The sequence below is a fragment of the Oceanispirochaeta crateris genome (assembly GCF_008329965.1).
GTDB classification, from domain to species: Bacteria; Spirochaetota; Spirochaetia; order DSM-2461; family DSM-2461; genus Oceanispirochaeta; species Oceanispirochaeta crateris.
Map to the genome: position 1 here is coordinate 1,657,419 of NZ_CP036150.1, position 17,760 is coordinate 1,675,178.

The following is a 17,760-nucleotide window of genomic DNA, read 5'->3' on the forward strand; positions in this document are numbered from 1 at the left end:
GCAGCATTTTTTTTAAAGATTCTCTTCCCGGATCAAGCTGGTCAGCAAAAAGAACCAGGCGGCATGGGGAATCCACTGCTCACCCCAACGCCAGCTATTATCCCCGGGATTACCTCTCTGTTCAGGCTGGAAGGCAATATCCGATTCGTCTTCAAAACCGGATGTGATACCATTGGCTACGCCGCCGGGAAGATTATAGTAATCACCCTCATAATCCGGATTAGAAGCTCCCCAGCCATCCACCATGGACAGATTGAAGGGATTCACACCCAGCTGCCAATTTAGGCTTGCCAATGCCGTTTTGCGGGCCTTATCCATGGATATCAATCCACCGGAGACCCCGGACAGCGCAGCAGCACCCAATGAGCTGATTCTGCTGTTTTCACCCTGCCACCAGTAAGCGGAAGGGTTCTTATGGGGATAGAACCATTTGAACTGAGGATCAGTACCTGAATCAACCCAATGCCGAGGATACAGGAACGGATTTGGATCGCAAAGAAGAGATCGCTCTAAAAAAGAATAAGCTTTTTGAAGCATCGTTCTAACCCGTCTTTTCAATAGATTTCCCAAGGGGAGAACGAGTGATTTTTGAAGAGCCAGAAAGAGAAGACCTTCATCCGAGGCATGATAAAAGGGTACCGTATTTTTTTGATCAACAAACCACCAGCCCTGATCCGGAGTGAAACTATGAAATGAGGCGTCTATCTGTTCCAGATAAACTTCGGCATCCTGAATGTAAGGACCTGTCCCCTTCAACTCTGCCAGTTCTACCGTAGCCAAGAGGGCACAGTAACGGTCTATCAGATTCTCGGGACCTCCCTCTAGCAGCTCCGCATTGTGTTCTTTTAAGTATGAGTAACCCTGTTCTGCAGCCCTGGTGTACATTGACCGTTTTTCTCCCCTGGCCAGAGCTGCAGCCCCGGCCAAGGCTGCACAGCTCATTCCCCCGCCTTCCCGGAACCCGGCTTTCATTGTTTCCAGGCGCTCTCCTTTCTGGGTCTTATAGGAACAGAGCATCCGCGCTTCAGGATCTTTACTCCACTGGTCAAAAAGAGTTTTATAGAACCAGCCCTCTTCATGTTGCATTTTCAATAGAAAGTCTGCCCCATAATCCATTTCAAAGAGAATCCAGCGGCGAAAGTTATCTCCTTGCCACAACTGCGCCTTATCATAGCGCTTCAGGACATCAGCAAAGATCCAAACAACAAGAGGGGTCTGCTGGGGAGACATTCTGCCAGCATATGACAGGTGTGAGAGATACTTGCTCGTATCCCCCGAAGCATCATACCAGCCCCCAGAGACATCCCGCTCTTCCTGAGTCCCCCACACAGGAGCATGTTTATCTGCTTCATCAAAAAGACCATCGCATCGCATGGTCTTGAAATAAACCAGCAGATCTGAAAGGTCTTTTTCTGAAATCAGCTCATGACGAATAGTAAAATTTTCAGAGAATTGAAGACAGTCTTCTCCCTGTGCGGCAATCCGGCAGCGGAAAGATGAAGGCATGTGAGCCTCAAGGGTCTTAAGGGGACAACCCAGTTTCTGAAAGTATCGGTTTTTCCAACCGGGAACCGCCTCAACCGGAGAGATGTCCAGATCACAAAGGACATTTCCACTATGGGCGTCTACCAGTTGGGCCTGTTTCAATGCTGCACCAGTTGAGTTCTGAAACACTCCTCTGAAACCGCTTTGAAATGAATAGCCCTTCTGATTCACATGGATCATCAGTCAAAGACTCCCGCATCCAGTACAAGCTGCATGATGTATGAGACCGTATCCATATCCATATCCAGCGCCCAGACATTTATAAGATCTTTCAAAAATATCCAGTCAGCCTCTACGAGGTGATTGAATTCACTGTTGTAATCCAGCAGAAAAAGATCAATCATATCAGAAAGTTTCTCAATATTCTTATCTTCCACTGCCTCTGAAGGCACACAGTATTCAAAGAGTTCTAATGAAAAGTCCTCCCCCTCTCCCAGGGCTTTGGTGAATAGTTCATTTAGGTCATCCCGGAACTCAGGAGTGCTCTCAAAGTTATATTTTTTTCTTAATTGCTTGCAACTACGCTCAAAATCAGTGCCGCTCATAATATTTCTCTCCAGACACCCCAAATCTTCCCGGTCCAAAAGAACGGAAAAGAGGGTTTTTAAGTATTTGATTTTCCTACTATACTAAAAGGAACATATTTTGCCGAGGAGGTACTCTCTTGTCTGACTATATTAGACCCAGTTGGGATGAATATTTTATGGAGGTGTGCGAAGCCATATCCAAAAGAGCGACCTGTGACCGGGGAAGAAGCGGTTGTGTCATCGCCAAGGACAAGCAGATTCTTGTCACCGGTTATGTGGGAGCACCTCCGGGACTTCCCCACTGTGATGAGGCTGGGCATCAGTTCAAGACGATGATTCATGAGGACGGCCATGAGAGCCAGCACTGTGTAAGGACAGTCCATGCCGAACAGAATGCCATATGCCAGGCGGCCAAAAGAGGCGTATCCCTGGAGGGCGCGACACTCTATTGCAGAATGACCCCCTGCCGCACCTGCTGCATGCTGATAATCAGCTGCGGTATCACAAGGATTGTCTGTGAACGGAAATACCATGCCGGAGCAGAATCGGAAGAAATGTTTAAGATGGCAGGCATAACTCTGGAATATAAATTTGAAGAAGTACAGGAATACGAAAAGCAGTAAAAAAAAGGCCTTCCCGGGGGAAAGACCTTTTTCAACTGGGAAAATCAATCCTTGGGAACGTGGTAAATTCTTTTATCGTGCTCTTTTTGATAACGATAGACAATGGCAATATTTCCGATGACACGAACCAGTTGGGATTCGGTTTTCTGAACGAGTTCTTCGGCTAGTTCTCTTCTGGTTTCCTTATTGTCAACAAATTTGATTTTGATCATTTCATGATTTTCAAGCTCAGCATCTACAGCCTTGATAACAGCTTCTGTCAGTCCCTTACCACCGATCATGACAACGGGTTTGAGGCTGTGGGCTTTTTTTCCGAGATAACTGCGCTGAAATCCTTTTAACGGTTCCATATAAAAAATTCTCCTGAAGTCTTCCGGTTTTAAAGGACCCGGATCTATAACTTGAGGACTATGCCATTTTAGGGGACAAAATCATAGCCCTCAGAGCTTCAATGTAACGGATTCCAGGCAAATTTACAAAGAGATTAAACAGGTCTATACTGTGGGTCCAATGAATTTATTGCTTTTTTATCCAGATGAGTGGAAACAAGCGCTCCCACCAGATGATCCCCGGTCAGTCCACATACGCACCATACTGAAATCTTCAGTATCAGACAGCCTGGATGCAGGAGTAATCAACGGCCCCTTAGGAAAGGCTGTCATCAGGGAAATCCTTCCAGACGGATCTTACCTCTTTGATTTTCAAAGCGGTGCTGAGCCATCTCCCCTGAGCCCTCTGACTCTCATAATAGGAACTCCCCGTCCTCCCACGGCAAAAAGGCTGATTAGAGATTTGACTGCCGCAGGAATACAGAAAATGATCTTTATTGGAACCGATCTGGGAGAAAAATCCTATCTGACCAGCCGGCTCTGGAGCCGTGATGAGTATAAGGAGGCTCTTTTGCAGGGTATGGCCCAGGGGGAATCGACCCGGATGCCTGAAATAGAGAAATACTACTCCCTGTATAAATCCTTAGATCATCTTCAAATGGAGACAGATCTGCTGGCCCTCGATAATATTTCACCCGAAATACCTCTTAAAGACTACAGCCCTCGCCATAAGCAATGCTGCCTGGCTATTGGTCCCGAAAGAGGATGGAGTGATAGAGAAAGAGAAATATTCAAGGAAAGAGGATTCACAATCTGCTCTCTGGGACAAAGGGTCCTGAGAACAGAAACGGCGGCTCATATGGGGAATGCCCTGATACAGGCAGCCTTGGAGTTTATCTAATAAGAGTTATAACCACTCCTGTCCTTCAAGCTCACTCTCAGAGATAAAGACTTTCGTGAATTCAAAGGCAGGTTCTTCATAGGGATGGTTTGCCCGCAGCGTGTCTATGCAGATGGAGACCAATTCTTCGGGGACAAGCATTTCTACCCGGAATTCATTCAAGATTTCCAGTTCATTTTCCAAACCTATGACCGGCTGACTCCCCCGCCCCGGGAGAAACTGTCCTCGGCCTTCACATTCCCAACAGCAGCGAGAATAATTGCCAAGTGCACCGGCTCCAGCATCAAAAAGAGCATTTTTAAGCTTTTCTTTCCCTTCAGACGGAACAAAAAATACGAGTTTATACATACCTTTTATGTACATGACTCTCACAAAAGATACAAGACAAATATTTTTTTAAACCACCATATTGACAGGAAAGTGAGCTTTCAGTAAGATACTTCAACAGTTGCCGCTGTAGCTCAGTCGGTAGAGCAGTGGACTGAAAATCCGCGTGTCAAGAGTTCGAATCTCTTCGGTGGCACAAACATGGCCCGCTCCTTCTTGGAGCGGGTTTTTTTATACAAAAGTATCTTCAGATTCTAAAGTCGTCTCAAAAACATAAGATCTTATTGACAGAATTTCGGCAGTCCTGTATAGTCCTGTCTGTAGTTGCCGCTGTAGCTCAGTCGGTAGAGCAGTGGACTGAAAATCCGCGTGTCAAGAGTTCGAATCTCTTCGGTGGCACAAATAGGCCGTTCCTTTTTGGAACGGTTTTTTTTATCTTATCCTTCTTCAGATAAACCCATTTAATGCACCAACACACAAAATATAAACAATTCACATCCAATGAGTGATTTATTTTTGAATCTGTTCTAATATATAGCGATAAACAAGAAAACAATATCTTATTACAAAATGGATATTGGAGGATATTATTATGAGTGAGAATGTAGCAGTTCTCTGGGATATAGAAAATGTAACACCCCGAAGCAGCGATAGCCTGCTCATACAGGGGATGTGGGATTATGCCGAATCACTAGGTAGGGTGGTCACATCCTATGCCTATGCAGATTGGAGTAAACCGGGATTCCGGTCACTGGGACCGACTCTGGCAGGACTTCATTTCAACATGCTCCATATTCCTTATCAAAAGACCCGGAAGAACAAGAATGGATCTGACATGCAGTTGGTCACAGATGCCCTTGAGCTTCTCAGGTTTCATGAGCACATCAACACCTTTGTTCTAATTACAGGGGACAGCGATTTTCGTTCCCTTCTCCTAGCCCTAAGAAAATCAGGTAAAAAAATCCACATAATCTGTGATATAAAAACAGCCGCCCAGGATCTTCTGATTTTAGCTGACAGCTTTGCAGATTATAAGGAATTAATGCCGGACAACGAAGATGAAACAGATGAAACAGAGTCCGATGACAAAGAAGGTGACCGGAAAAACTTTCCAAAGGAATACTGGTTTGAACGCCTGGCCGAAACAGCTGCTATTTTGCAGAAAGACAATAAGTCATCCAATATGGGATCTGTTAAGATCAAAATGAAGATGCTAAACCGTGACTTCAACGAAAAGAAGATAGGCCCCCGTGGATATAAACGCTGGAGTGATTTTGTATCGGCTGCAGTAAGAGCAGGATATGTCACCCTCCAGGATGAAGAAAACCAGACTCTCATCCTTCCGGGAAAAGGCTATATCCAGGAAGTCAGCTCTCTCCAGACAGCACTCAAAACACTTGTGAGTACTCTAGAGACCCTAGATGGCAATAAAGAGCCTCAGTTTCACCCCTACAGTATCATCAGTTCTGAACTGAAAAACAAAGGGGTCGTGATGAAAGTTCTTGGATTCAGTCAATTTAAGAAGTTTTTATCCTCAGCAGAAGCCAGAGGACTTGTTGAAACAAAAATGGAAAACCTCAGGAGTTATGTCAAACTCCAGAAATAACAGGAGAAGGACGGTTTGATATTTTTAAACCGTTCTTTTTCCACTCATTTAAATATGAGTGAATACAGTCTTTTTTCCATGTCGTAAAATTTTTTGGATGCTGTATTCCTCTCGTCTAAGGGGAACAAGCCTTCTATGTCTTCAATGACTTCCAGAGGCGGACCATCCAGGAAAACAATCCTATCCCCCATTAAGATAGCCTCTCTCACATCATGGGTTACCAGAACAGCCGTTGTATTTCTGGTCTGAATGAGTTCTTTCAAAAGATCAATCAAAGGCATTTTCAATTTAAGGTCCAGACCCTTAAAGGGTTCATCCATCAGAAGGAGAGGACGTTCTGTGACAAAGGCTCGGGCGATAGAGGTTCTTTGTTCCATTCCCCCACTCAATTTAGAGGGCTGATAGTCTTCAAAACCTTCCAGTCCCACCATCCTGATTAAACTTTGACATTTAGACAGCTTTTCTCCCTTCGACATCCCTTGAGGAAGGGCAAAACATATATTTTCAAGAACACTTTTCCATGGAAGGAGCCTGGGTTTCTGAAAAAGGTAGCTGAGATTCTCATCAGAATTGATGACTCTCCCGGAATGAACCTTTAATAACCCAGCAGCCAAATTCAACATGGTTGTTTTTCCACATCCTGAGGGACCGAGAAAAACAGTCGTACCCGATTCACTCAAGGAAAATGAAAAGTCATCCATGATTAGGAGATCATCGTACGAAAACGCACACTGTTTCCAGGCTATCATTGTTGTACCTCCAAGCGCTGAACCAGGAATTCACTCAACCCGGCCAATAGAACAACAATGAGAGTCCAGGAAAAAAGCTGATCCGTATCCAACTGAAGTTGAGCCGTCTGCATAGCTGTTCCCAGCCCCTCCCGGGGCATACTCAAGATTTCTGCGGCAACAACCGACTTCCAAGTCAAGCCGAGTCCGGTAGAGATTCCATTAAATAGATAGGGCAGAATAGAGGGAAGAGTAATCTCCTTCAAAATGGTGTAGGAGGATTTATTGTACACGATTGCCATCTCCAGGAGTTCCGTATCCACTTGCCTCACCCCGGCTGCTACCGCAGAGGCAACCACCGGATAGACCACAAGAAAGCAGATAAATACAGGAACAATCTCTGTAGGAAACCATATGATGGCCAGAAGGATAAGTGACAGAACGGGAATGGATCGGATACTGATCAGAAATGGATCGGAGAACCATTGAAAAAACCGGCTTTTTCCGGAAAAAAAGCCTGTGACAATCCCCAATATAAGGCTGATAAAGAAGCCACTCATCCCCCGGATGGTGCTAGCCGCAATCATTTTCCAAGATTCGGGTCTTCCCAGAAATACAATTGTCTGAATGAGGACCTCTTCGGGAGAAGGTAGAATAATACTCCTGCCGATGACTAGGGAAAGGACCTTCCACAAGCAGAGATACAGTATCAGTGAAAATATGGTTGTGAGGCTTTTCTTCCCCGTCAGTGTCATATCAATTGTAGAAGTCATCCCCGGGCAGTGCTCCGCCAAGGACTTCCGGATTGAGGGCCATGAGGCTTGAAAAATACGGTTCCATGAGAGCCCTCATTTCATCCCCTTTCAAAAAGATATAATTACTCCGGGGAATGGCTTGGGCGACAATGGGAGGCGGTAGAGTAAACCCTACTGCTTTTATAAGGCCCGAAGCCTCAGCTGGATTTTCAGCAACCCAGTTCAGAGATTTCTCTACGGAATCCATGAGAAGATCCACAAGGTCGGGATGGTTCTCTGCAAAATCAGACTTGACCACAATCACAGTCAATGGATACTCGGGAGTCTGAGGAAAGGTCTCTTTCCAAAGGGCCTGCATGTCAGCGGCTATATGCAAATCTTGACCTGATTTCAAGGCGATTGTCGCCAAGGGTTCCGGCAAGACAGCAGCCTCTACAACAGCTCCGGCCAAAGCCTTGGCAAGATCGGCTGGATTGAAGCTGTAATCCAAATGGAGGGTAGCCCCCACTTCGGCGGCTATGAGCTGGGTAATTAAATCAGGGGTCGTGTTTTTCCCAGGAATATGGACAGTCTGGGCGCCAAAATCTGCGATAGAATTGATTTTTACATCTTTGTTGGCCACCAGATATAGATTTCCCATTCCAGTCACCGCAGCCGTTTTGTAGGCAACTCCCTTATTATATAGGAGTGCTGCCATATTCGCCGGTAGAACGGCGGCATCCCACTCCCCTTTGAGGATCTGCCCCGTCAAAACCTTGGGAGCACCCAGGAGTTGAATATCCGCAACAGCCTCAGTACCAGGGAAGGGATTATCAATGCTCAGCCGAACAAGACCAATTCCCGAAGGTCCATTTAAAAGGGCAATTCGGACTGGAGCCAAGGGTGCATCCCGGCTAATAGTCTCTGTACTCCCTGTAGCCATCAGGGAAATTGAAATTGACATGGAGATAATTAACAGTAAAAAGAATCTTTTCATTTTTTGCTCCTTCCCTTCAGTCCAATGGGTTTACAAACAGAGCCTCAGGGGTAGATATACTACTATTGTAAGTTTCACAATACGCAGGAAGACTTGAATCGTCAATACATAGTCTGGTCAAACACTGGAGCTCTGGCTATAATAAGTTTCAAATTACTGACTCCGGAGGGAAGCCATGGAATGGCGTGCTAGTCACATACTTGTCAAAGATAGAAACCTGGCGGAGGATCTGTTGAGAAGATCCAAAAAAGGCGGAAATTTTACGGCATTGGCAAAGGAATTTTCTACCTGCCCCAGTAAAAACAAGGGAGGAGACCTCGGTTGGTTTGGTCCTGGAAAAATGGTGGGACAGTTTGAAGAAGCCTGTAAACGTATGTCCGTGGGTAGTTACAGCAATGTTGTGCAAACCCAGTTTGGTTTTCATATCATTAAACTGACGGGCAGACGATAGAGCTGAGGACGGCTTTAAGACTCCTGGGTTCCCGGGTTTCAAAGCAGAAGAAATCATTTTAAAAACAATTTATTCATTTTTCTTTTTCAAAAATGTTCCATTTTGATACTCTTCAAAGGCGAGAATAAGTTCTTGCCTCGTATTCATAACAATCGGTCCATGCCAGGCAACAGGCTCTTTGAGGGGTTGACCGGAAACCAGGAGAAACCGTAATCCAAAATCTCCCGATTCAACGAAGATTTCCTCTCCCCTGTCAAAGAGGACCAAATTCCTGTTTTCTACTGGATGTGATCTAATCGTGTCAGAAACACCCTTTTCCGTAACATATTCTGTTTGTACAGGAAAGGGTGTGGATCCATCTTTAAAATATCCGCTTCCTGAAAAAACATAGGCAAAGGCATTGTCATCCAAGAGAACTTTAAACCTTCGTTTGGTTCTGGGAGGTATGGTAATATCCAGGAACCTGGGATCGGTGGCAATGCCACTGACAGGCCCAGTCTTACCCCAGAATTTTCCTGTGATGAGACGGACCTTGCTGCCGTCATCATCTATGATTTCAGGAATCTCCCCTGCGGGAATATCCTGATACCGAGGATCTGTCATCTTCTTTTCCGCAGGTAGATTGGACCAGAGTTGAAAACCGTGAAATATTGGTCCTGAGCCCTTGTGAGGCATCTCCTGATGGATAATCCCACTACCAGCGGTCATCCACTGAACATCTCCAGCTCCCAGAGTCCCCCGGTTCCCAAGACTATCCTGATGTTCGACTCCACCATCCAAAACATAAGTGATGGTTTCGATTCCCCGATGGGGATGCCATGGGAATCCAGGCATAAAATGGACAGGATCATTATTTTCAAGATGGTCCAGCATCAAAAAAGGATCGGTGACGGAAGTTTCATCATGACCGAAAACACGATGAATTTTTACTCCGTCTCCATCGATGACCTCCTGGGGCCTGCTAATTCTGGAAATAGGACGTAAAGACATAATGACCTTCCTTAGGACTATGGATACCTACATTATATTACTAACTAGTAACATAAATCAAATCATTACTCTTTTGATAGTGTTTTAATATCTAACATTTTCTTTTTTATATCGAATTAGACCTGCTGTTTTTCTTTGAATTTTGACTATCACTGTGTCATAATTATATTGACTGAACCTTCTCTGCCCACGGAGTTTAAATTGAAAATTACTATCAGAACTAAATTAATCGCAATAACAATTGCTATTTCTGCTCTTCTAGCTCTCCTCACCACACTTATGCTGATGAGTTCAAACAACAATTCAAAAATACTGCAGCAGCTCACAATAGCCGAAGATGAAAAAGCATTGGTAAAAGAAATCGAAATAGAGATTTTAAATACATGGCAATTCCTCACAAATGCCAGTTTGACCCAGGACAATACCGTCATTGAAGATGCCCGAAAATCTGAAGCATTAGCCATTAGCTATATAAATGAACTGAAAGCCCTTGACCCCCAATATGAATCGGCTGCTACGGTTCTCCAGAGCTCCCTCAAAGAATTCCAGAATACAGGTTTATCCATGATAGATGCCTATGGACAATCTGAAGAGCTGGGTGAACAGCTTATGACTCAGTTTAAAAACTCTGCGGACATGATGCGCTCAGATCTGAACAAGCTAAGCGAATCAATTCTAATCAGGAGAGAAACCCTCCTGGAACAGTACTCTGACGGCTTGAAAAACAGTAGCAATTCCCTCAAGTTTTTAGCTGCAATTTCCATGCTCCTGATCCTTATCTTTGGATCTATCTTCTCAATAAGACTCACTCGCTCTATCAAATCAGCCTCGGACTCTATGAATACACTGGCAACGAGTCAGGGAGATTTAACACTCCACATAACTAGTAACTCTGCAGATGAAATAGGTGAAATGACTGGTTCTTTTAATGCCTTCATCGATAAGCTGCGGATTGCCTTGGTCAATATAACTGAAATCATCATTAAAAATGATAAACTGGGCGGCCATCTGGCCCAATCATCAAAAGATACGGCAACGTCCGTATCCAGTATTGTTAAAAGCATTCATGAAATGAAAGATGGCAGCCTGAGGCTGGATGAGTCGATCCTCCACGCCTCTGCTTCTATTGAAGAAATTATGCAGTCTATAAAGAGTTTGACCCAGCAAGTAGAACAGCAGTTTAATGCCATTGAGCTATCCAGTTCTGCAACAGAAGAGATCATGGCTTCTGTCAAGAATGTAGCCAATATCACGGAAAACAGGCTGGCAACAATGGAAGGACTGGTAGAGCTCATCAAAAATGGTGGAGAGAAAGTAAGTACAACCAATAATATTATTTTTGCCATCCAGAAGAATGCCGATGACATGATGAATATGGTGGACATCATCAATAATATTTCCAGCCAGACAAACCTGTTGGCCATGAATGCGTCTATTGAGGCAGCCCATGCCGGAGAGGCAGGAAAGGGATTTGCGGTTGTTGCCGATGAGATCAGGAAACTTGCTGAAGATACGAGTTCTAATGCAGGAATGATTGCTGATTCTCTGAACTCAACGACAGAGAAAATCAATCAGGCAACATCTGCTGGTGGTGACTCAGAAAAAGCCCTGGAAGTGATAAACCAGGAAGTTTCCACCTTTTCAAACGCCTTGAAGGAAGTCTCTCTGTCTATGAATGAGCTCTCTAAAGCCAGCAGTGAGATTCTAGGTTCTGTTTCAACTCTTATGTCGACCAGTGAGGTAGTAAGAACTGCTAGTGCAGAAATGCAGGTAGGAAGCAGCGAAACTCTAAGTTCGATCCTCCATATCAAAGAAGTATCTGCGGCGGCAGTACAGAACATTACAAGAGTGGCCGAGGTTACGGACTATTTGAACAACGTGTCTCTCCAGGTATCGGCCTTTGGTAACCAGAACCGATACAACAACTCCCTCTTATTGGGCGAAGTGAGTAAGTTCAATACCGGCATTGATCCCAGTGAATTGGAAAAGGCAGAAATGTCCATAGGAATTGATTGGTCAGACCTTCTGTCTGTGGGTGTGAACGAGATGGATGACGAGCATAAGGAGCTGTTTAATAGAATCAATGATCTACTCAAGAGTCTCCTCGGTCAGGGAGAAGATCAGAATATTGCCGACTTGGTGGGCCGTATCAATGAATACATTGAGTTTCACTTTAGAGACGAAGAAAAAATGTTGGAATCCTATAACTACCCCGGTCTTGCTGAGCAGAAAAAACTCCATGCCATATATGAACATGAGTTTGATATGATAGAAAAACAGTTACGGGCTGGCGATTTTGATGCAGGTCTTCTGATTCAGATACAGGATAAGATTGTGAACTGGCTTTTAAACCATATTGCCAAGATTGATAAAAAATATGGAATCTTTTTTGAAGAGCTTAAAAATAAGTAAAAAATACCTGGCCCAAAGGCCAGGTGTGATGATTATTTATTCCTCAATTTTGAAACAATAAGGGATAGAAAAAAGAAAAGGGTTAAGACTAGAACAATAGTAGCACCGGAAGCAAGATCATTGTAGTAGGAAATATAGAAACCCAAAAGAATGGACAGCATTGAAAAGCATGTTGAAAGGACAATGATCTTGGAAAGCTTCTTTACAAGAAGCGATGCGGAAGCAGCAGGTGTCACTAAAAGAGCCATGACAAGCACGACTCCCACGGTCTGAGTGGCTAATACAGTCGTGGCCGCCACAAGAAACAAGAGACCGAAATGTATAAGCTGAGGTGACAGACCTATGGCCTGAGCATGAGTTGGATCAAAACTGGTGACCAGCAACTCCTTATAGAATAATGAGATCCCAAGAACCACGAGAATTCCCACAGTTGAAATGAGGATCACATCAAATGTGGACACCCCCAGAATGTTACCAAATAAAATATGGGATAGATCCTTAAAGCTCGCAACTTTTGACATGAGAAGGATTCCCAGAGCAAAAGCCCCCGCAAAGATGACTCCAATAGCGGTATCTTCCTTGAATCCCTTATGCCTGGTTAATGATCCAATCCCGATAACAGACAACATAGCAGCCCCTAAAGCTCCAATGAGGACATGAATCCCCAAGATAATGGAGATAACGATCCCCGGGAGCACAGCGTGAGCCAGGGCATCGCCAATAAAGGCCATCCCTCTCCAAACGATAAAAGCACTGAGAACGCCGCAGCTAAAAGCAACGATCATACCGGCCATCAGGCCTCTTTGAAAAAATCCATATTGCAGGGGTTCTAATATCCATTCAGCCATGGGCTCAGCTCCTTATCTTTATGAAATTCAAATCCATAGGCCCTGGCTATATTTTCCGGTGTGAGAACTTCTTTTACAGGGCCATCGGCTATTATTGATTTATCTAGAAACAGGGCACGACTAAAATGGACGGTTAGTATCCCTAAATCGTGTGTGCTCACTAAAACACTTTTTCCTCCCTGACAAAGATCCTCTATGGTATGAAAAATGAGTTCCTGTGTGGCAATATCCACATGGTTCAATGGTTCATCCAAAAGCATAAGATCTGCATCATGAGCCAAAGTTCTGGCAAGCATGACCCTCTGCTGTTGACCTCCAGAGAGTTCTCCCACCTGCCTGTTGGCAATGTTGGTAATTTCCATGGTTTCCATGGCCTTATCCACGGCTTCGCTATCCTCTTTGCCGGGCTTTTTAAACCATCCCAGATGAACATACCGCCCCATAGTGACAACCTGTCGGACTGTGACGGGGAAATGCCAGTCCACAGAGTTTTTCTGAGGCACCATGGAAACTCGGTGACGACAGGATTGGGCATCATGTCCAAAGACCGAAATCGTACCGTGATTAAGGGGTTCAAGTCCCAGAATCAAATTCATTAGGGTCGATTTTCCGGCACCATTGGGCCCGACAAAGGCCACTTTTTCACCTGGTCCAATGTCAATATTCACTCCCTGAAGGACTTCTGTATTCTGACCCGGATAAGTAAAACTGACATTTTCTACTTTTAAGGCTGCAGTTCCACTCTTACGCGGATGATCACAAGCCTTACCGTAACATAGTATCTCGGAACTTTTCATAAACAGTATGCCTCATTCATTCTTATCTATTTAAACCTGATACGATCTGCTTCATGTTGTATTCCATAAAACTGATATAACTATCCCCCTCCATTCCGGGGTTGCGTAAGGAACCAGTGAGTAGCTCTTTTACCAGAATATCATGGTCCGATTCCTTACTCAGGGTTAAGGCCAGTTTCTTCACTCCCTCACCAGCAGAATCTCCAATGAAAATAGCCGGAATACCTTCCTGATTGAGATGATCCAAAAGCCGGGCTGTTTCCCTGGAAGAGGACTCAGAAGACGAAGAGTATCCCGGTATCAGTGAGCCTACAATCTTAAAATTATAATCCCTTGCAAAGTATTCGAAAAGATTATGATCTGTCACAAGAACTCTCTTTTCCTCAGGAATGACCGATAGAGTTTCTTGCATTTTCTTATGAAGGTCTGTGAGCTTTATTATATAAGCCTCTCCGTTTGATCTGAAATAGGAGGCGTTGGCAGGATCTTTATCAGTAAGAGATTCTACAATGACTTCTACCCAGCTGATCACATTGAGGGGACTCATCCAGGTGTGGGGATCGCCAGATTCATGATGGTGATCCGCGTCATGGTGATCCGCGTCATGGTCATCTGCGTCATGGTCATCTGCGTCATGGTCATCTGCGTCATGGTCATCTGCGTCATGGTGATCCGCGTCATGGTGATCCGCGTCATGGTCATCTGCGTCATGGTGATCCGCGTCATGGTGATCCGCGTCATGGTCATCTGCGTCATGGTGATTATGCTCCAGAGCTTTGACCATCCTAGACACTTCTACTATATTTTCCGGATTTACGGACTCGATGATGGAAAGTAGACCTTCCTCCAAATCAAATCCATTCACAAATACAATATCTGCATCTTCAACCTTGGCAATATCCCGAGGAGCGGGTTCATAAGAATGAGGATCCTGACCTGAGGAAATAAGACCCTTCAGGACAATTCTATCTCCACCTACAGCAGAAACGACATCTGTGATGATGCTTGTTGAAGCCACGACCTGTAGCGACTGATCCGTATCCTGACTTCCCGAAGCTCCGAGAATTGAAACCATTAAAACAGAGAAGACTGTAATAAGACTTATTTTTTTCATTAAAATTCCTTCCTACCGGCAGTCCCGGCAGATTCCTTTGAGAGTGATAGAGTGCTGTTCCACCTTAAAACCCGTCTCTTCCTCCAAGACTTCAAGTTCGTTTCCAAGTGGACATTTTTTGACAGGAAAAAAATGATGACAACAGTGACAGTGCATATAGTGCTGATGGCCCTTATCCATGGTACAGTAATACCGTTCAATACCTCTTTCATTACAATCAAAGATGAAGGATGAGATATGTTTTAATTCTTCAAGGTATTTCAATGTTCTATAAACGGTTGCTCGATCCAGGGAGCCTTCAACCTCTTCATACACCTGTTGCGCATTTAAAGGAGTTCCCTTACGGGCGAGAACATCACTAACCAATTGCCTTTTTTTTGTCATCTCCCTTAAAATAGGGAATCCTAATTCATAAGTCAACAGAAATGCGACTCATTTGCAAATAAACAGAGAATTTCATCAATCTCTCTAGAAAATTAGACAATTATGACCAAACCGTCTAAACTCATAAAACATGAATACGGGACGCTTCAAGTTCACAGAAAATCTCATTATAATGGGGAATCAGTCCGCAGATCTCGATAGTGTGGTTTCTTCTTTCTCCATGTCTGCCTTTCTTACCTCACTAAATCCAAGGATACAGATTTTTCCGGTGATACAGGGCCATCCGGGCGACCTCCGGCTCAAACCAGAAATCAGGGCCTTAATGACTCATTTGGGTATAGATTTGAAATCATATCATTTCCTGTCGGAGATGGAAGACTGGCCTCATGATGCCCATTCAATTGTTCTCATGGATCACAACAAACCCGATACCAGCTGTCTACATCACAAGATTGCAGGGATTGTTGATCACCATGAAGACCAGGGACTTTATCAGGATCTTTCCTTAAGAGAAATAAAAAAAACAGGTTCCTGTGCCACCCTCGTGAGCACATTCTGGAAAACATCAGGTCTGGATCTCCCCTATTCTCAAAGGATACTCCTTGCCGCCGCCATTGGCGTCGATACAGGCTATCTGAACCCTGAGTGGGATAAAACGACAGTGATGGACTATGATGCTTACCAGTGGCTTACAAGAGCTATCCAGGAGGAGGATCAAGCCTTTATTGAATCTTTGATAACAATTAAGAATGATCTGTCCCATTTGACCCTGGCAGACCATCTAAAAAGGGATTTTAAGATATTTCCCCTGCTTGAAGGGAAAGGAGGCATAGCCTCAATCCCTCTAGAGGCACAGAGAGTCTTCTCCAATGGATTCTACAGCCATAGGGCCATCACAGAGTTTTGTAAATTACAAAATTTGAAATTTTTATTGATCTTGCATACCATAGATCAACCCTTTAAGAGGGAACTATCACTCTATGTGCCTCCTTCCCCTGAAGAAAGGGCCATAAGGAAGCAGATTGAAACTGCCCTGGTCTCTCTAAAAGAACCGGGAATTAGAAGAGCCGATATGATTTTACATAAGGAATGGCAATTTTTCTCTCAACAGGATTCAAGAGTATCCAGAAAGGGATTAACACCTCTTTTGTCTCAAGAACTTCTTAGTCAGTCGGGTCCCTTGAATTGCTGAAATCTGAAAGAAAGACTAAAATTACAGAATTCCCTTAAAGGAAAAAAAATGAAACCCAGTATTGAAACCATAAAACAAGCCGCAGAAATCCTGAAAGGGGTCACCAAGAGAACAGATTTGATTCAGAGCCCTGTCTTCAGCAATGAATCAGGAAACGATATCTACCTCAAGCCAGAGAATCTTCAGCTTACAGGTGCCTTTAAGATCAGAGGTGCCTACTTTAAAATATCACGCCTCAGCAGCGATGAGAAAAAGATGGGCCTTATCGCTTCTTCTGCAGGCAACCATGCCCAGGGAGTAGCCCTGGCTGCACAGATGCAAGATGTAAAAGCCACCATTGTCATGCCTAAAACCACACCGCTTATAAAAGTGGAAGCGACAAAAAACTATGGAGCCGAAGTTATCCTGAAGGGCGACTGTTATGATGACGCCTATCAGGAAGCCCGACGACTTGAAAAAGATCAGAATCTTGTTTTTATTCATCCCTTTGATGACCCGGATGTCATGGCCGGACAGGGAACTATCGGTCTTGAAATATTAGAAGAGTTGAAGGATGTTCATTCCATCCTAGTTCCCATCGGCGGTGGTGGTCTGATCGCCGGAATAGCCACTGCTGTGAAGGCCATAAATCCAAATGTGAAGGTCATCGGTGTAGAACCCGACGGGGCAAGGGCTATGACGGACTCTCTTTTCAGGAACAAGATTCAGACCCTGGAAAAGGTCAATACCATCGCCGATGGAGTGGCTGTAAAGACTCCGGGAACTCACACATTTTCTGTCATAAAAGATCTTGTTGATGAAATTATAACTGTAACTGACTCGGAATTGATGGAGTCTTTCCTTCTCTTACTGGAACGCCATAAGCTGATTGCAGAGAACTCGGGAGTACTCTCCCTGGCCGCCTTAAACAAATTAAAGATCCGAGGGGAGAAAATCGTTTCTGTCATTAGCGGTGGAAATATTGATGTGGTGACCATCTCCTCCATGATCGACAGAGGATTGGTAAAACGAGGGCGAATATTCTGTTTTTCTGCCGAGATGCCCGACGAACCGGGTCAGCTGCTAAAAATATCGACCATCCTTTCCGAAGAAAATGCCAATATCATAAAACTGGATCATAATCAGTTCAAAACCCTGGATAGATTTAAACAGGTTCAGCTGGAAGTAACTGTCGAAACCAATGGTCACGAACATGTTCGTAAAATAATCAAAGCTCTTGAAGAGGGCGGCTATTCTATTGAAAGAGTCTATTGAT

Annotated in this window: 19 protein-coding genes and 2 tRNA genes; 9 read left to right on the forward strand and 12 right to left on the reverse strand. The window is 44.3% G+C overall.

Translation table 11 applies throughout. The features are described from left to right. Positions 1–12: 12 nt before the first annotated feature. Together EXM22_RS07540 and EXM22_RS07545 are read right to left on the reverse strand one after the other, a co-directional pair. Complete coding sequence (locus tag EXM22_RS07540) at positions 13–1,725, reverse strand: glycoside hydrolase family 9 protein (RefSeq protein WP_149485930.1); 1,713 nt, start codon at positions 1,723–1,725, stop codon at positions 13–15. Next, positions 1,725–2,090: a hypothetical protein gene (locus EXM22_RS07545; protein WP_149485931.1), complete on the reverse strand. Its 366-nt coding sequence runs from the start codon at positions 2,088–2,090 to the stop codon at positions 1,725–1,727. The genes EXM22_RS07540 and EXM22_RS07545 overlap by 1 nt, the downstream gene beginning before the upstream one ends. A gap of 119 nt (positions 2,091–2,209) precedes the next feature. Here EXM22_RS07545 and EXM22_RS07550 point away from each other — a divergent pair, with 119 nt between their 5' ends. Next, positions 2,210–2,695, forward strand: a complete 486-nt coding sequence (locus EXM22_RS07550) for a deoxycytidylate deaminase (protein WP_149485932.1) — start codon at positions 2,210–2,212, stop codon at positions 2,693–2,695. 44 nt (positions 2,696–2,739) lie between these two features. Here the strand turns inward: EXM22_RS07550 and yhbY are convergent, their stop codons facing one another. Beyond that, entirely contained in the window at positions 2,740–3,045 is a 306-nt protein-coding gene (yhbY, locus tag EXM22_RS07555; RefSeq protein WP_149485933.1) for a ribosome assembly RNA-binding protein YhbY, read from the reverse strand. A 160-nt stretch (positions 3,046–3,205) separates the two neighbouring features. Here yhbY and EXM22_RS07560 point away from each other — a divergent pair, with 160 nt between their 5' ends. Further along, positions 3,206–3,925, forward strand: a complete 720-nt coding sequence (locus EXM22_RS07560) for an RsmE family RNA methyltransferase (RefSeq protein ID WP_149485934.1) — start codon at positions 3,206–3,208, stop codon at positions 3,923–3,925. Between the two features lie 6 nt (positions 3,926–3,931). Here EXM22_RS07560 and EXM22_RS07565 read toward each other — a convergent pair whose 3' ends face one another. Continuing rightward, positions 3,932–4,273 (reverse strand): YqfO family protein, encoded by a 342-nt coding sequence (locus EXM22_RS07565; protein ID WP_168203405.1) that lies wholly within the window; start codon positions 4,271–4,273, stop codon positions 3,932–3,934. Between the two features lie 102 nt (positions 4,274–4,375). Here EXM22_RS07565 and EXM22_RS07570 point away from each other — a divergent pair. From EXM22_RS07570 to EXM22_RS07580, 3 genes are all read left to right on the forward strand, one after another. Continuing rightward, a tRNA-Phe gene (locus tag EXM22_RS07570) sits at positions 4,376–4,448 on the forward strand. 130 nt (positions 4,449–4,578) lie between these two features. After that, a tRNA-Phe gene (locus EXM22_RS07575) sits at positions 4,579–4,651 on the forward strand. Between the two features lie 193 nt (positions 4,652–4,844). Next, positions 4,845–5,858 carry an NYN domain-containing protein gene (locus EXM22_RS07580; protein ID WP_149485935.1) on the forward strand — a complete coding sequence of 338 codons (1,014 nt, stop codon included), beginning with the start codon at positions 4,845–4,847 and terminating at the stop codon, positions 5,856–5,858. 44 nt (positions 5,859–5,902) lie between these two features. On the opposite strand, the gene EXM22_RS07585 is transcribed toward EXM22_RS07580, so the two are convergent. Genes EXM22_RS07585 through EXM22_RS07595 form a run of 3 tightly spaced genes read right to left on the reverse strand, consistent with a single transcriptional unit; the run spans position 5,903 to position 8,317 of the window. Then, positions 5,903–6,607 carry an ABC transporter ATP-binding protein gene (locus tag EXM22_RS07585; protein WP_149485936.1) on the reverse strand — a complete coding sequence of 235 codons (705 nt, stop codon included), beginning with the start codon at positions 6,605–6,607 and terminating at the stop codon, positions 5,903–5,905. Continuing rightward, positions 6,604–7,359, reverse strand: coding sequence for an ABC transporter permease (locus EXM22_RS07590; protein ID WP_149485937.1), 756 nt, complete (start codon positions 7,357–7,359; stop codon positions 6,604–6,606). Before EXM22_RS07590 ends, EXM22_RS07585 begins: the two co-directional genes overlap by 4 nt. Further along, on the reverse strand, positions 7,343–8,317 hold the full coding sequence (locus EXM22_RS07595; RefSeq protein ID WP_149485938.1) for an ABC transporter substrate-binding protein: 975 nt from the start codon (positions 8,315–8,317) through the stop codon (positions 7,343–7,345). The genes EXM22_RS07590 and EXM22_RS07595 overlap by 17 nt, the downstream gene beginning before the upstream one ends. A gap of 175 nt (positions 8,318–8,492) precedes the next feature. On the opposite strand from EXM22_RS07595, the gene EXM22_RS07600 reads away from it, so the two are divergent. After that, positions 8,493–8,768: a peptidylprolyl isomerase gene (locus EXM22_RS07600; RefSeq protein WP_149485939.1), complete on the forward strand. Its 276-nt coding sequence runs from the start codon at positions 8,493–8,495 to the stop codon at positions 8,766–8,768. A gap of 69 nt (positions 8,769–8,837) precedes the next feature. Here the strand turns inward: EXM22_RS07600 and EXM22_RS07605 are convergent, their stop codons facing one another. After that, entirely contained in the window at positions 8,838–9,758 is a 921-nt protein-coding gene (locus tag EXM22_RS07605; protein ID WP_149485940.1) for a pirin family protein, read from the reverse strand. Between the two features lie 201 nt (positions 9,759–9,959). Here EXM22_RS07605 and EXM22_RS07610 point away from each other — a divergent pair, with 201 nt between their 5' ends. Next, on the forward strand, positions 9,960–12,170 hold the full coding sequence (locus EXM22_RS07610; RefSeq protein ID WP_149485941.1) for a bacteriohemerythrin: 2,211 nt from the start codon (positions 9,960–9,962) through the stop codon (positions 12,168–12,170). A 32-nt stretch (positions 12,171–12,202) separates the two neighbouring features. Here the strand turns inward: EXM22_RS07610 and EXM22_RS07615 are convergent, their stop codons facing one another. From EXM22_RS07615 to EXM22_RS07630, 4 genes are read right to left on the reverse strand one after another with little or no spacing between them, the layout of a single operon-like run. Beyond that, positions 12,203–13,018 (reverse strand): metal ABC transporter permease, encoded by an 816-nt coding sequence (locus EXM22_RS07615; RefSeq protein ID WP_149485942.1) that lies wholly within the window; start codon positions 13,016–13,018, stop codon positions 12,203–12,205. Further along, the gene (locus EXM22_RS07620) at positions 13,000–13,815 is read right to left on the reverse strand and encodes a metal ABC transporter ATP-binding protein (RefSeq protein WP_149485943.1); all 816 of its coding nucleotides are present in this window, start codon (positions 13,813–13,815) and stop codon (positions 13,000–13,002) included. Before EXM22_RS07620 ends, EXM22_RS07615 begins: the two co-directional genes overlap by 19 nt. A 22-nt stretch (positions 13,816–13,837) precedes the next feature. Then, a complete protein-coding gene (locus EXM22_RS07625) occupies positions 13,838–14,929 on the reverse strand; it encodes a metal ABC transporter substrate-binding protein (protein WP_149485944.1) in 1,092 nt (363 codons plus the stop codon). Positions 14,930–14,941: 12 nt separating this feature from the next. After that, positions 14,942–15,313, reverse strand: coding sequence for a Fur family transcriptional regulator (locus EXM22_RS07630; RefSeq protein ID WP_149485945.1), 372 nt, complete (start codon positions 15,311–15,313; stop codon positions 14,942–14,944). Between the two features lie 130 nt (positions 15,314–15,443). Between EXM22_RS07630 and EXM22_RS07635 the strand changes: the two genes are divergently transcribed. Both EXM22_RS07635 and ilvA read left to right on the forward strand, forming a co-directional pair. Then, on the forward strand, positions 15,444–16,505 hold the full coding sequence (locus tag EXM22_RS07635; protein ID WP_149485946.1) for a DHH family phosphoesterase: 1,062 nt from the start codon (positions 15,444–15,446) through the stop codon (positions 16,503–16,505). 48 nt (positions 16,506–16,553) lie between these two features. Beyond that, complete coding sequence (gene ilvA / locus EXM22_RS07640) at positions 16,554–17,759, forward strand: threonine ammonia-lyase (RefSeq protein WP_149485947.1); 1,206 nt, start codon at positions 16,554–16,556, stop codon at positions 17,757–17,759. Position 17,760: the final 1 nt, after the last annotated feature.

Bases quoted from the DNA above. Each gene is read 5' to 3' on its own strand.
- EXM22_RS07540 (WP_149485930.1), bottom strand. From the start codon at position 1,725: ATGATCCATGTGAATCAGAAGGGCTATTCATTTCAAAGCGGTTTCAGA.
- EXM22_RS07545 (WP_149485931.1), bottom strand. From the start codon at position 2,090: ATGAGCGGCACTGATTTTGAGCGTAGTTGCAAGCAATTAAGAAAAAAA.
- yhbY (WP_149485933.1), bottom strand. From the start codon at position 3,045: ATGGAACCGTTAAAAGGATTTCAGCGCAGTTATCTCGGAAAAAAAGCC.
- EXM22_RS07560 (WP_149485934.1), top strand. From the start codon at position 3,206: ATGAATTTATTGCTTTTTTATCCAGATGAGTGGAAACAAGCGCTCCCA.
- EXM22_RS07565 (WP_168203405.1), bottom strand. From the start codon at position 4,273: ATGTATAAACTCGTATTTTTTGTTCCGTCTGAAGGGAAAGAAAAGCTT.
- EXM22_RS07580 (WP_149485935.1), top strand. From the start codon at position 4,845: ATGAGTGAGAATGTAGCAGTTCTCTGGGATATAGAAAATGTAACACCC.
- EXM22_RS07585 (WP_149485936.1), bottom strand. From the start codon at position 6,607: ATGATAGCCTGGAAACAGTGTGCGTTTTCGTACGATGATCTCCTAATC.
- EXM22_RS07590 (WP_149485937.1), bottom strand. From the start codon at position 7,359: ATGACTTCTACAATTGATATGACACTGACGGGGAAGAAAAGCCTCACA.
- EXM22_RS07595 (WP_149485938.1), bottom strand. From the start codon at position 8,317: ATGAAAAGATTCTTTTTACTGTTAATTATCTCCATGTCAATTTCAATT.
- EXM22_RS07600 (WP_149485939.1), top strand. From the start codon at position 8,493: ATGGAATGGCGTGCTAGTCACATACTTGTCAAAGATAGAAACCTGGCG.
- EXM22_RS07605 (WP_149485940.1), bottom strand. From the start codon at position 9,758: ATGTCTTTACGTCCTATTTCCAGAATTAGCAGGCCCCAGGAGGTCATC.
- EXM22_RS07615 (WP_149485942.1), bottom strand. From the start codon at position 13,018: ATGGCTGAATGGATATTAGAACCCCTGCAATATGGATTTTTTCAAAGA.
- EXM22_RS07620 (WP_149485943.1), bottom strand. From the start codon at position 13,815: ATGAAAAGTTCCGAGATACTATGTTACGGTAAGGCTTGTGATCATCCG.
- EXM22_RS07625 (WP_149485944.1), bottom strand. From the start codon at position 14,929: ATGAAAAAAATAAGTCTTATTACAGTCTTCTCTGTTTTAATGGTTTCA.
- EXM22_RS07630 (WP_149485945.1), bottom strand. From the start codon at position 15,313: ATGACAAAAAAAAGGCAATTGGTTAGTGATGTTCTCGCCCGTAAGGGA.
- EXM22_RS07635 (WP_149485946.1), top strand. From the start codon at position 15,444: ATGAATACGGGACGCTTCAAGTTCACAGAAAATCTCATTATAATGGGG.
- ilvA (WP_149485947.1), top strand. From the start codon at position 16,554: ATGAAACCCAGTATTGAAACCATAAAACAAGCCGCAGAAATCCTGAAA.